The following is a 12583-nucleotide window of genomic DNA, read 5'->3' on the forward strand; positions in this document are numbered from 1 at the left end:
CCCTCCTCCTCGCCCCCCCCCCCCCCCCCCCCACCCCCCCCCCCCCCCCACCGGACGGGAGCCGCCCCATGAGCCGGAAGGGAAACCGCACCCATGAGCCGAGAGTCAACCGCCCCATGAGCACACCCGGCGCGCCGGTTCACCGCCACACCGCACGGCACAGCGAGGACGTACCTGCCAGGGGAACCACCGTGGAGGACTCGGCATGATCGAAACAGTTCTCGGCCCCGTCGACGCCGCCGCGCTCGGCCCGACCTCCATGCACGAACACCTGCTGAGTGACAGCCGCGTCCTGCACCGGCCGCCGCGCGAACCGTTGCCCGCCGACCCCAGGGTCACCATGGAAAACCTGGGATTCATGCGCTGGAACCTGCTCGCGCTGGAGGACAACCTCGTTCTGGACGACCCCGACACCGCCGTCGCGGAACTGCAGCCCGCCCGGGCGCTGGGCCAGTCCTGCGTGGTCGACCTGACCACCTGGGGACTCGGCCCGCGGCACGCCGAACTTCCCGCCCTGTCGCGGGCGTCGGGGCTGCACGTCGTCGCCGGGTACGGGGCCTATTTGGGTCGTTCCCATCCGGACTGGCTGCGCGCGCTCGACGAACCGGCCCTCGAGGAGCACTTCCACCGGGCGCTCACCGACCGCATCCCCGGCGTCACCTACCGGGCCGCACTCCTCGGCATCATCGGCACCGGCGCACCCGTCGACCCGGCCGAACACCGCATGCTGCGTGCCGCCGGGCGGGCGGCCGCGCGCTGCGGCGCTGCCGTCGGCGTCCGGCTCGATCCCGGGGCCCGGCTGGGCTTCGACGTACTGGAGGTGCTGGCATCCGCCGGACTGCCGGCCGAGCGGGTCGTCCTCGGCAATGTCGACGAGTACATCGACCCGCCCTACCTGCGTGAACTGGCCTCCGCCGGAGCCACGTTGGAGTGGTGCTTCGGCAACGAGGCCTACTACCGGGACGGCTACAAGGACGCCACCGACGCCGAACGCCTCGACGCCGTCGAGGAGTTCCTCGCCGACGGGTTCGCCGACCGCATGGTGCTCGGCTGCTCCGTGTGGACCAAGACTCAGCTGCGTCGCTACGGCGGCATGGGCTACGACCACCTCCTGCGCCGGATCGTGCCCGCCCTGCGCGGCCGCGGCATCCCCCGACAACAGCTCGACACCCTGCTCGTCGACGTGCCCCGCCGCCTGCTGGACCGGCCCGCGCCGTCCGACTGAACCGGCGCCGACGCGCCGTTCCCGCACACGAAAGGCCATCCATGCCCGTCCACACCGTTCTCGGCCCCGTCGACGCCGCCGCGCTCGGCCCGACCTCCATGCACGAACACCTGCTCAGCGACCTCAGCCTGTGGGCACGTCCCGCCCCGCCCGGCGAACCCCCGCTGACCGGGCCCATCCGTCCGCAGGACATGGCCCGACTGCGCTGGAACGCCCTGTCCGTCCCGCACAACCTGGTCCTGCACGACCCCGGCGTGGCCGTCGCCGAGATGACCGCGCTGCGGCAGGCGGGCGGCGCCGCCGTCGTGGAACTGACCCTGCGCGGCATGGGCCGCCGCTTGGCGGAACTCCCGGACATCTCGCGCCGCAGCGGCGTCACCATCTGCGTCGGCACCGGCTGGTACGTCGACGCCACCCACCCCGAAGACGTCCGCACCGCCGACGCGGACACTCTCGCGGCCAAGCTCCTGACCGACCTGCGCGACGGCATCGACGGCACCGGCATCAAGCCCGCCCTGATCGGGGAGCTGGGCACCAACCACCCGCCGACCGAGGGCGAGTTGCGCGTGGTCGCCGCCGCGGGCCGGGCCGCCGCCGAGACCGGCTGCGCGGTCAACGTGCACCTCTCCTTCCGCGGACAGGACGCCCTGTCCCTCGTCGAACTCCTGCTGTCCGAGGGCATGTCCGCCGACCGCATCGTGCTCAGCCACATGGACGAGGTGCTGGACCGCGCCTACCACAAGGACGTCGCCCAGACCGGAGCCGTCCTGGAGTACGACACCTTCGGCACGGACTTCTCCTACGGCAGCCCCGACCTGCGTTCGCCCGCCGACCACGAGCGACTCGACATGGCCGCCTGGCTGCTCTCGGAAGGCCACCAGGACCAGCTGGTGATCGGCTGCGACGTGTGGACGCAGTCCCACCTGCTGCACAACGGCGGCTACGGCTACGAGCACCTGTTCCGCCGCATCGCGCCCGCGCTGGAGAAGCTGGCCGGTCCCGAGGTGCTGCGCCGCATCCTGGTCGACACTCCGCGCCGCTTGCTGGACCGTCCGTGAGCCGCCCCGCCGAGGGCGCCGAGGCCCGCGCCGCACGGCTCGGTCTGCGCATCCCCGACTACGCCGACCCGCCGTACGGCGGCCGGTACGGCACCGTCAAGGCGTTCCACCGCAGCGGGCGCCTGGTCCTTCTCAGCGGATTCACCCCTGAGGACCGCGCAGGTACCCTCCTGCACCCGGGGCGGCTGGGAGCCGATGTGTCCCTGGTGCAGGGCCGGGAGGCGGCCCGTATGGCTGCGGTCAACGCCCTGGGCGGCCTCCGGCTCGCCCTGGGGTCCCTGGACCGCGTCACGGCCGTGGCCCGCGCCCTGTGCTTCGTGGTGTGCACGCCCGAGTTCGAGGAGGTCCACCAGGTCGCCTCCGGGGCCACCGACGTGTTCACCGAGGTCTTCGGACACGAGGCGGGGGTGGGCGGCCGTGCGGCGATCGGCGTGATGCAACTGGCCCGCGGCAACTGCTTCGAACTCTGGCTGACGGTCGAAGCCGACTCGGCCGACTGAGGTCGGTCGCCGACGGGGAGAGATCTAGAGGTCGAGCTCCAGCACCGGGGAGTCGCAGCGGCTCACGCAGATCATCATCGTGGTGGCGGTGGGACGTTCGGACGGCTCGATCACCGTGTCGCGGTGGTCCGGGAGTCCGGCCGTGACCGGCGTCTCGCAGCTGCCGCAGTAGCCTTCCTCGCAGGAGTAGGGCACGTCCGGCAGCTTCTCCCGGACGACGTCCAGCACGGATCGGTCGGCGGGCACGGTCATCCGCAGGCCCGAACGGCTCAGCACCACCTCGAACTCCCCGCTGCGCGCGCCGGATTGTTCCGGGACCTCGCCGTCGGCCGCGGTGAAGCGTTCCAGGTACGGTGCCCGCGCCGGGTCCGCCGTGCGGCACAGGGCCGTTACCGCGTCGAGCATCGGTTGTGGGCCGCAGGCGTAGACGGCGTGCGTGGGCGGGACGGCGGCGAGCTCGTCAGCCAGGTCCGGCAGGCCCGCCTCGTCCTGCGGCACGAGCAGTACCCGGTCCCCGCCCAACGCCACCAGCTCCTTGGCGTACACGAGACGGGACCGGTCGCGGGCGCCCAGGACCAGCCGCCAGGGCAGGCCGCGGGCGGTGAGTTCGCGGGCCATCGGCAGCAGCGGGGTGACGCCGATGCCGCCGGCCAGCAGCAGATAGCCCGCCGCGGGCACCAGCGGGAAGCGGTTGACCGGCCCGCGCACCTCCAGTTCCCGGCCCACCAGGGCGGCGTCGTGGATCTCCTGTGAGCCGCCGCGCCCGTCGGGTACGCGGTGCACGGCGACCGTCCACGCCTCGGTGTCCGCCACGTCCCCGCACAGCGAGTAGGCCCGCCGCAGCCCGGAGGGCAGGGTCAGTTCCACGTGCGCCCCGGGTGCCCACGCCGGCAGGGCGCCGCCGGCGGGCAGGGTCAGCCGCAGCTCCAGCACGTCGCGGGCGACCCAGCGGGCCTGTTGGACCAGGAGACGTTCGGTGGTGGGTGAGGTCATGGGCACTCCGTCGGCGCGGGGAGGGGGCGGGGGCACGGGACGCTGCGCCCGCGGAAGGCGTCAGAAGACACGGAAGTACTCCCGCTGCTCCCAGTCGGTGACCTCCTGGTCGAAGCGGGTGATCTCGGCGCGCTTGATACTCGCGTAGTAGGAGACGAAGTCCTTGCCGAGGCGGGCCGCCAGCGACTCGTCCGCCTCCAGCGCGTCGAGGGCCTCGCCCAGCGAACGGGGCAGCGGTTCGGCCCGGGTGGCGTACGGCTCGTCGGCCGCGGGACCGGGGTCGAGGCCGCCCGCGACACCGTCAAGACCGGCGGCGAGCTGGGAGGCGAGGTAGAGGTAGGGATTGGCCGCGGGCTCCCCGATCCGGTTCTCCAGCCGTACTGATGACGGCCCGTCACCCAGCACGCGCACCATCGCCCCGCGGTTGTCGCGCCCCCACACCGCGCGGTCGGGAGCCAGTGACAGCGAGCGGAAGCGCTTGAAGCCGTTGAGGGTGGGAGTGGAGAACGCGCTCGTGGCCCGCGCATGCCGCAGCAGTCCGCCGAGGAAGGCGGTCCCGTACGGTGACAGTGGTGGCCCGGACACGGCGCGGCCCCCGTCCTCGGGGGCGAAGACGCCCACGCCGTCCCGCAGTACGCTCTGGTGCAGGTGCCAGCCGCTGGAGAACACCCCTGGCAGATGGGGGCGGCACATGAACGTGGCGTGGTGGCCGTGGCGGGCGGCGACCTGCTTGACGGCGCTGCGCAGCAGCACCATCGCGTCGGCCGTGCCCAGTCCGTCGGCGGGCTGGAGGGTCAGCTCCACCTGGCTCGGGCCGAACTCCACCTCCAGGCTGCGCAGCGGCAGCCCCAGGCCCTCGATGTTCGAGCGGAGGATGTCGAGGATGGGGTCGAGTTCGTCGTACCGCAACTCGCTGAGGTACTGGTAGCCGTGGTTGAGCATGCCGACCTCGGGTGCGGCGCCGGGCTGGCCGAGATCACCGGGACCCAGGCGGGGGTCGTCGAGCCGGAAGAGGTGGAACTCCACCTCCAGACCGGTGCGGTAGGTCAGCCCCTCGGTCTGATCGAGGACCGAGCGCAGCAGCCCGCGCGTGCACAGCGGGACCGGCGCGCCGGAGGTGAAGCGCAGGTCGCACAGCAGCCAGCCCGTTCCCGGCGACCAGGGCAGCATCCGGAAGGTCAGCGGGTCGGGCACCATGACCATGTCGGCGGCGCCGCGCAGTTCGGGCAGTCCGAGCGGCGTCTCCTTGGTGAACAACGGGAAGACGGTCCGCCCCGAGGTGTCCTTGGCGAGCAGGGACGAGGCGATCCCGGTGCCGTCGCGCAGCACGTTGGGCAGTTCGCCCATGGTGACGGTCTTGCCGCGCAGCAGACCGTGCTGATCGGCGAAGACCAGCCGCACCATCGTCATGCCGCCGCCCTCGGCGCGTGCGTGTATCTCCCGTGCTGCGGTGGCCTGTTCGGCGCTCCACAGGCCGTGGCGTTCGATGAATCCCATGCCGTTCAGCCGTCCGTTCCCAGCGGCTGCGCCCAGCTGCTGTCGGCGCGCCGTTTGGCGGCGGCGGCCGCCCAGTGCTGCTGCCAGCCCTCGGTGGGGCCGATGCCGTCGAGAGTCACCGGTCCCTGGATCCGGCCGGCGTCCTCGGGGGACAGCACCAGGGGTGGGTCGTCGCCGCGCTCGACCGCGGCTATGGCCTCGCCGAGCATCCGGCGGTACATCACGATGGCCTTGTCGGACCGGCCCAGGTGTTCGCGGGTACGGTCCTGGACGGCACCCTGACCCTCCACCGCCCACTGGTCGTGCACGTTGATGTCGGTGCCCAGACCGGTGTACGTGGTCGTCAGCTGTTCCGCCGGGTCGTAGCCGTAGCCGTTCGCGCGGTCGAAGCGCGGCCGGTAGTCGGGCAGGGTGACCGCGCCGACCCGCTGCCGGCGCATCTCCTCCTGGTCCACCGGACCGCCGACGCTGGTGAACAGTGCGTACCAGTAGCTGGATGTGTCGTCGATCGGCACGTGCCACTGGGTGATCGCCGTCTCCGCGTCGAGCGGGATATGGAAGGCATGCGGGAAGACCTGGTGGGTGATGCGGACATGGGTACGGGTGCCGTCCATCGGCAGGCCCCGGGTGTCCGTACCGTCGAGGGTGCGCAGGGCGGTGATTCGGATGCCGTACGGGGTGCGGACGGCATCGATGTCGGGTTTGCCGTACTCGCGCAGGATCTTCGTCATCGGCAGGTCGGTGCCCTGGGAGGCGGCGCGGAACTGCTTGCCGTAGCTGTCCTCGGGATCCTCGTCCTGGAAGAAGCGGTGGAGGTAGGAGGCGTGGGCGGGGTCGATGCCGACCTCCAGGGCCTGGAGCCAGTTGCACTCCAGCAGGCCCTTCCAGGCGAAGGCGTGGTCGGCGGGCGCCCGGAAGCAGTCCAGGGCGGGCAGTTCGGGCGGTTCGCCGGGGCCGAGGTAGCCCCAGACGATCCCGTTGATCTCGCGCACCGGATAACTGCCCAGCCGGACCCGGGAGGCGAGCGCGCTCCCCTCCGGTTCGGCGGGCGTGTCCAGACAGGAGCCGTCGCGGCCGAAGAGCCAGCCGTGGAAGCAGCAGCGCAGCCCGCCGTCCTCCAGCCGGCCGAGCGCCAGGTCGGCGCCGCGGTGCGGGCAGCCGCGGTCGACGAGACCGAGTTCGCCGCTGTCGTCGCGGAACAGCACCAGGTCCTGACCCATCACCTTGGGCGCCACCAGGGGCCGTACGCCGTCGAGTTCCTCGCTGAGGGCGATGGGCTGCCAGTAGCGGCGCATCCATTCCCCGGCCGGAGTGGCCGGTCCCGTTCGGGTGAGCCGTTGGTTTTCTTGCTCGCGCATGGGGCGCCTTTCTGTCCTGCTCGGGGCCCGTGGGCCCGGGGGAGAGGGGCCGGAAGGAGGGCGGGAGCGCCGGTCTCCCCGCCACGTCAACGCTTGGAGGAACCGGACATCCAGAAATTGGATCCCATATTTGCGGGTGTAACAGCCCGGAACGCGCGGCGGGCGAACCGCCCGCGCAGCAGGCACCCCGCCATCGCGGCGTCCGCCGTCAGCATGAGCAGTCCGGCACCGGGGCGACCCGTCAGCAGCATGGCCAACCCCAGCGGAACGGCGGCGAGATGAGCCGCCAGGAGGGGGCCGCGGGGCGGGTTGCCGGGTCCGAGCGCCGGGAGCCACAGCAGCAGTCCCGACACGATCCAGCACGTGCCGCGGGCGGCCTCCGCTGCCGGACCGCCCAGTGCGTGCAGGGGCGGCAGGTGCCAGGCGTACGCCGAGACCGTCCAGGCCAGGGCACCCCACGCCGCTTCCGGACGGCGCGGACGGGGGCGCCCGGTGGTGTCGGTCGCGTGGACGGCGTACCCGAGCAGCGCGGGCCCGAGGCCTGCCAGCAGTTCGAACCGCGCCATCGCCCACAGGTGCGGGTCGCTCCCGCCGACCGGCTGTGACCGGAGCAGGGGAGTCGCCAGGACCACGGCGGCGGTCACCGTCACCAACAGGCCCCGGCGCGTCAAACGGCGCCGCTCGGGCCGCAGCGCCACCCGGAGGGCGGGCCAGCTCACGGCGAGGGTGAACGCCAGCGCCGCGGCGAGCAGGCCGACGGCGCCAACGGCGGGGTGACCGGCGGAGTGCTCGTGCGCCGCGCCGCCGCCGGACGTGACGGAGACCGTCGCGAGCGCCACCGCCACCGCCACGACCGCCGGCCCCGCCGCCGGACGGGCCCGCCTCATCCGCAGCACTGGTCCGGCGCCCCGGACCCGTGACCGGCCGCCGCGGGCCGCGGCGCATGGCAGGAGACGGGCGCGGGCACATCCAGGGCCGGGTTGCGGTCGAAGAACCCGTCGGGCTCCAGCCGCAGCCGCGCCCTGGCCACCGGCATCACCGGCCACTCCTCGGGGCGCGGGAAGTGGTGCGAGCCGACGGTGGCCCACAGCACCAGGTCCGTACCGTCCAGCGACCGGTCCTCCTCCTGCCACTTGTGCACGCCGTCCGCGCCCGGCTCGGCCTGATTGGGGTACTCACCGGCGACGAACCGCCGGTCCGGGTCGTAGGCGGTCGCCCACAACTGCCGGCCCACGAACGGGGCCCGGCGGGCGCACACACTGTCCTCCCGCACCGGCAGCACCGCCGTGTTCTCCAGGTGCACCCGGTACGCCGTCGGCTCGCCCATCCGGTTGCGGGCCTCGGTGCTCTCCACCCGCCAGTGCAGCGCCCGTGACGGATCGGTGCGCCGGCCGCCCTCCGCCTCGCTGAGGATCGGACGCAGCACGGTCCGGGCCGCGTTGCCGTACGGGTCCAGCGCCGGGTCGGTCTCGTGCTCGGCGGTGACCTCGACCAGCCGGTTGCGGGGGCCGTCCACCGCCATGTCGAGGCGGACGCTGAAGAAGTGCTGGTGGTTGGTGACCGCGACGTTCGGGGCGACCCGCCGTGCGTAGGGGGTCTCCTCGTCCTCCTCCACGCCGGTGGCGGAGAGGATGCCGGTCATCTTGATCTCCAGCATCACCGAGCCGTCCTGGTACAGCGACCAGTAGAAGCCGTAGTCGTAGTTGGCCACGGTGGCGAACGCCGAGATGATGAGACGGCGGGAACGGCGCACCTCCGTGCGGCCTGTGCGGCCGTCGTGGTGCTTCCACAGGATGCCGTCGTCCTCCTCGTGCACGCAGACGGCGTTGGGAATCAGCCGGGGGACGCCGTCGCCGCCGAGTATCGCGGCGTCGAAGTACTGGATGACGCCCAGACAGTCACAACCGAGGGCCAGGGAGTTGGTGAGCGGACCCGCGCCGTACTCGCCCCAGTCGAAGAAGTTCTTGCGGTACTGGGTGGAGGCGGCGTCGAAGTAGGGAACGTACATCTCGTTGACGGCCGCACGCCGGATCACCTGCCGCGGGCCCTTGCCGGCCGCATCGAAGGTCAGGTCGTGCAGCACCAGGCCCTCGCGGTGGGTGAAGCCGACCCGCACCGACCAGCCCTGCCAGTCGATCCGCTGCCCGGTGACGGTGAAACTGGGCCCCTCGGGCTGGACCACCTCCAGCGGCTTCAGACCCGGCCGCTCCGCCACCGTCTCCGCCGAGAACACCCCGGACTCCTCCGACAGCGGGACCACGCCGTGGTCCTCGATGTGCAGGATCTCCATGGACTCCATATCGATGATCGGCACCACGCCCTGCACCGGGCGGGCGTAGCCGTTGTCGTCCTCGGAGGTGCGGTGCCAGACGCTGCCCCAGGTCAGTCGGCGGCTCGCGTACTCGGGCGGTTCGAAGCCGCCGATCGACTCCGGGTCCACCATCACGAGTGACACGTCGTGAATGCCGCGCAGCGCCAGCGCCTCCCGGAAGCGTGGGTCCGCGCGGCACGCGGCCGCGGCCTGCCGGGCCTCCTCGGAGGAACAGCCCGGACTGCGCACGTCCAGCTCACGCCAGGCGGTGCCCTGTGGCTTGTCGCCGAGTTCGAGATCGACCTCGTAGGCGAGGTGCGCGGAGGGGCAGATCACGACCGCGCGGGCCCGCCGGGCCTCGCCGGGAGCGGCGCGGCGGGCATGGTCCTCGTCCAGGGTCACGCCCCAGAAGCGTGCGTCGTCGGTGACCCGGGTGTCGGCTCGCAACACCTTTGCAGCCGTGGCCAGTTCGGCGGCGGTGAGGGGGTCCAGCGGGTGCGGTACGTCGGCCGGTACGGGTTCGGGGGCGAGGGTGCTCACTGGGTGTTTCCTTCCGGGGTGTGGCTGGAGAGATCTGCTTCGGCCGGGCCGTGCAGCACGGTGCCGCCGTCGGCACGCGGATCGGAGGCGCCGTCCAACAGGCCGTCGGCGGCCAGCCGTACAGCCTGGGTGTGGCCGGCCAGATCGGTGCGTCCGGGCGCGACGACGATCGGCACTCCCGACAGGAAGGCGGTCGTGGAGGCGGGGACGGAAGCGGGCTCGGCCAGCAGCGTCTGCGTCTCGTGGCCGATGTCGCGTGCGCCGACCACCCACCGCGGGCGGTCCAGAACGACGGCCGGTTCGGCGGCCGGGTCCATCAGGTCGGGCACCGTCTGGGCGAGGATCTGCGGCTGGGCCCGGCCGCCCTGGCAGCCGGCCGCGAGCAGCAGGTCGGCGGACCGGCCGAGCACGGGGCACAGGGTGTGCGGGGGCCGCAGCCCGGGGCCGATGAGGGCCGGGTGGCCGGGCAGCAGGCTGAATGCCGAGCCACGGTTGTGCAGCACGATGCCGGTGTCCGGCTCGCAGATGCCAGAGCCGAAGGTCTGGTAGACGCTCTGGATCAGGGAGACGGCCAGCCCTGAGGAGTCCACGGCGGTGATCGCGACGGTGTCCCCGGCGGGCCGGAAGGGCGGCTTCGGTGGTTGTGCACCGGCGAGCGGCGCCGGTCGCAGCAGGCCGTCGAGGTCCACCTCCGCGCCGCGCGGATCGCCCAACAGCCGGTCACGGGCCGCCGACACGTCCTGGCAGCGGGCTACGAGGGCACCGGTCCGGTCCGGCTCGGGGAGCTTCGCAGCCGCGGCCGCGGTCTCCAGTACGGCCAGTAGGCTCGCGCCCTGGCTGGGCGGCGGCGAGGTCCACCAACGGGTGCCGGCCACGTCCAGCGCCAACGGCTCGACGTTTTCCGCGTGGTGGGCCGCCAGGTCGCTCGCGGTCAGTGGGCTCCCGGCTCGGCGCAGCCCGTCCGCCAGTGCCTCGGCGACCGCTCCCCGGTAGAAGGACGACGGATCGTCCGCAAGCGCCCGCAGTACGGCGGCCAACCGTGGCTGGGGGAGCGGGTCGCCCTCGCCGAGCGGTGCGCCGTCGGGGCCGGTCAGCAGCGCGCTGAGCCCGGGGTCCGTGGCGATCTGCGGGGCCCGCTCACGCATGGCGCGCGCCAGACCCGCCGAGACGGTGGCACCGTCCTCCGCCAGCGAGGCGGCGTCCCGCAGGGCGGCGGCCAGAGCGCCCGGAGTGCCGTGGGCTTCGGCGAGCGCGGTCCAGCCGGCCACCACGCCGGGCACGGTCACCGTCTGCGGCCCCTGCGCGGGCATCCGCCGGTCCGCGGCGCGCAGCGCGTCGACGTCGACGGCCTGCGCGGCGGCCCCGGCCGACACCACCGCGCGCACCGTGCCGCCGGGGGAGTGGACGAGTGCGATCAAGTCGCCACCCAGAGAGCACTGGTGGGGGTAGACGACGGTGAGGGCGGCGGCCGCCGCCAGCGCGGCGTCCACCGCGTTGCCGCCTCGCTCGGCCGCCTGCCGGGCGGCCGCCAGCGCCGCCGGGTGCGGTGCGGCCACGATCAGCCGGGAGGCGGCTCTCACGCCTCGTCCCGCGGCAGGAGCACGGTGCGCGACGGGGCGGCCTCGGCGCCCTGCAAGGGCACGGGCAGGGAGAGCATGTCGTACACACCGGCCGGTGTGTACAGCAGGTCGACCACTTCGAGGATCAACACGTCTGCGGCGCACAGCAGTTGGTGGGTCTCCCAGTGGGTGGTGTAGGCGACGGCCTCGATGCTCAGGTAGTCGATGCCCGCGGTGCGCACCCCGGCCTCGATGAGGCGTTCCGCGCCGTCCGGGGCCAGTCCGACCCACTGCCGGGCCTTCCACGGACTGCGCAGCACCCCCTCCGAGTTGCTGGTGCGCAGCAGGACCCGCTCTTCGTCGCCGAGGCCGGCCGCGTCGAGGTCGGCGGCGGTGATCTGCTCCTTCACATGCGTCAGGTCCAGCACCCTCGCGCTGCCGTTGAGGGCGGACAGATCGAGCCGGTCGACCGTCTTTCCGCCGTCGATGAAGTGGGCGGGAGCGTCGATGTGGGTGCCGGTGTGGGCGCCGATGCGCCATCGGCTCACGTTGGAGGGGTCGCCGGCGGTGCGGGACTCCACGATCTCCATCTCGGGGCGGCGGCCCCAGTGGAGCATCCCGGGGTGGATCGGGACCGACACGTCGATGGCCTTGGCGAAATCCAGATTCATGCGCTGCTCCTATTGGATGCGGTTACGATAGAAGTGGATCCAAAAATCAACGACTGTGGACGTCGGTGGCAGCGTGCGAAACTGCTCCACCACCGCGCACCCTCCGACCGACCCCAAGAAGGGCTTGACCGACTCCGATGACGCCCCAGACTGGCGACGGCCCCCTCGTCGACGACATCGCGGCCCGCATCCGCGCGCGGATCATGAACGGCGAGCTGGCGATCGGTAAACCGCTGCGCCAGGCGGCGCTGGCCACCGAGTTCGGAGTCAGCCGCACGCCGGTGCGCGAGGCGCTGCGTCAGCTGCAGAACGGCGGGCTGATCGAGATGCAGCCCAACCGCGGTGCGGTGGTTCGGGTGCCCGCTCCCTGGGAGGTGCGCCAGGCGTACGAGGTGCGCGCTGAACTGGAGGGACTGGCCGCCCGGCGCGCCGCCTCCCGCATCACGGAACGCCAGCTCAGCGAACTGCGCGAGCACAACGCCGTCCTGCGCGAGACCGCGGAGCGGGCCGCCGCCGGCGAGGAGGCGGGCGGCGGCAGCCCCGCCACCACGGCGGCCAACGACTGCTTCCACACCGTCGTCTGCGAGGCGGCCGACAACCCCTGGCTGAGCCGGATGATCGACCGGATCAACGAGAGCTTCCCGCGCAATGTCTCCTCGCTCGCCCTCGCCGGTGACGAGCGCCACCGGCAGCTGAACATCCGCCAGCACGAGGCCGTCATCGATGCCCTGGCCGCGCGGGACGCCGACCGTGCTCAGGAGGCCATGCGCGAGCATGTCATCAGCTCCGGCGAGCACCTGACGGCCTGGTACGAGCGCCGCTCCCAGACCGTCTTCCACGGTTGAGAGGGCCCCGGGCGACCCGGTGGGGC

General features: G+C 72.8%; 11 protein-coding genes. 4 read left to right on the forward strand and 7 right to left on the reverse strand.

What is annotated here, in order from left to right; translation table 11 throughout:
• The first annotated feature begins 205 nt into the window (after positions 1-205).
• From ACZ4WS_RS41880 to ACZ4WS_RS41890, 3 genes are read left to right on the forward strand one after another with little or no spacing between them, the layout of a single operon-like run.
• On the forward strand, positions 206-1225 hold the full coding sequence (locus ACZ4WS_RS41880; RefSeq protein ID WP_467988541.1) for a phosphotriesterase family protein: 1020 nt from the start codon (positions 206-208) through the stop codon (positions 1223-1225).
• Positions 1226-1266: 41 nt separating this feature from the next.
• On the forward strand, positions 1267-2283 hold the full coding sequence (locus ACZ4WS_RS41885; protein ID WP_467988542.1) for a phosphotriesterase family protein: 1017 nt from the start codon (positions 1267-1269) through the stop codon (positions 2281-2283).
• Positions 2280-2783: a RidA family protein gene (locus ACZ4WS_RS41890; RefSeq protein ID WP_467988544.1), complete on the forward strand. Its 504-nt coding sequence runs from the start codon at positions 2280-2282 to the stop codon at positions 2781-2783. The genes ACZ4WS_RS41885 and ACZ4WS_RS41890 overlap by 4 nt, the downstream gene beginning before the upstream one ends.
• A 24-nt stretch (positions 2784-2807) precedes the next feature.
• Here ACZ4WS_RS41890 and ACZ4WS_RS41895 read toward each other — a convergent pair whose 3' ends face one another.
• The 7 genes from ACZ4WS_RS41895 to ACZ4WS_RS41925 all read right to left on the reverse strand — a co-directional run bounded on the left by ACZ4WS_RS41895 (position 2808) and on the right by ACZ4WS_RS41925 (position 11712).
• The gene (locus ACZ4WS_RS41895) at positions 2808-3776 is read right to left on the reverse strand and encodes a PDR/VanB family oxidoreductase (RefSeq protein ID WP_467988546.1); all 969 of its coding nucleotides are present in this window, start codon (positions 3774-3776) and stop codon (positions 2808-2810) included.
• 60 nt (positions 3777-3836) lie between these two features.
• Positions 3837-5273 (reverse strand): glutamine synthetase family protein, encoded by a 1437-nt coding sequence (locus ACZ4WS_RS41900; protein ID WP_467988548.1) that lies wholly within the window; start codon positions 5271-5273, stop codon positions 3837-3839.
• A gap of 5 nt (positions 5274-5278) precedes the next feature.
• A complete protein-coding gene (locus ACZ4WS_RS41905; protein WP_467988550.1) occupies positions 5279-6631 on the reverse strand; it encodes a Rieske 2Fe-2S domain-containing protein in 1353 nt (450 codons plus the stop codon).
• Positions 6632-6717: 86 nt separating this feature from the next.
• Positions 6718-7518, reverse strand: a complete 801-nt coding sequence (locus tag ACZ4WS_RS41910) for a hypothetical protein (RefSeq protein WP_467988551.1) — start codon at positions 7516-7518, stop codon at positions 6718-6720.
• A complete protein-coding gene (locus ACZ4WS_RS41915) occupies positions 7515-9482 on the reverse strand; it encodes a primary-amine oxidase (RefSeq protein ID WP_467988553.1) in 1968 nt (655 codons plus the stop codon). Before ACZ4WS_RS41915 ends, ACZ4WS_RS41910 begins: the two co-directional genes overlap by 4 nt.
• Positions 9479-11062, reverse strand: coding sequence for a gamma-glutamyltransferase (locus ACZ4WS_RS41920; protein ID WP_467988554.1), 1584 nt, complete (start codon positions 11060-11062; stop codon positions 9479-9481). The genes ACZ4WS_RS41915 and ACZ4WS_RS41920 overlap by 4 nt, the downstream gene beginning before the upstream one ends.
• Positions 11059-11712, reverse strand: a complete 654-nt coding sequence (locus ACZ4WS_RS41925; protein WP_467988556.1) for a cyclase family protein — start codon at positions 11710-11712, stop codon at positions 11059-11061. Before ACZ4WS_RS41925 ends, ACZ4WS_RS41920 begins: the two co-directional genes overlap by 4 nt.
• 137 nt (positions 11713-11849) lie before the next feature.
• Between ACZ4WS_RS41925 and ACZ4WS_RS41930 the strand changes: the two genes are divergently transcribed.
• Positions 11850-12557 (forward strand): GntR family transcriptional regulator, encoded by a 708-nt coding sequence (locus ACZ4WS_RS41930; RefSeq protein ID WP_467988558.1) that lies wholly within the window; start codon positions 11850-11852, stop codon positions 12555-12557.
• Positions 12558-12583: the final 26 nt, after the last annotated feature.

It is taken from the genome of Streptomyces sp. NPDC029292, assembly GCF_055569295.1.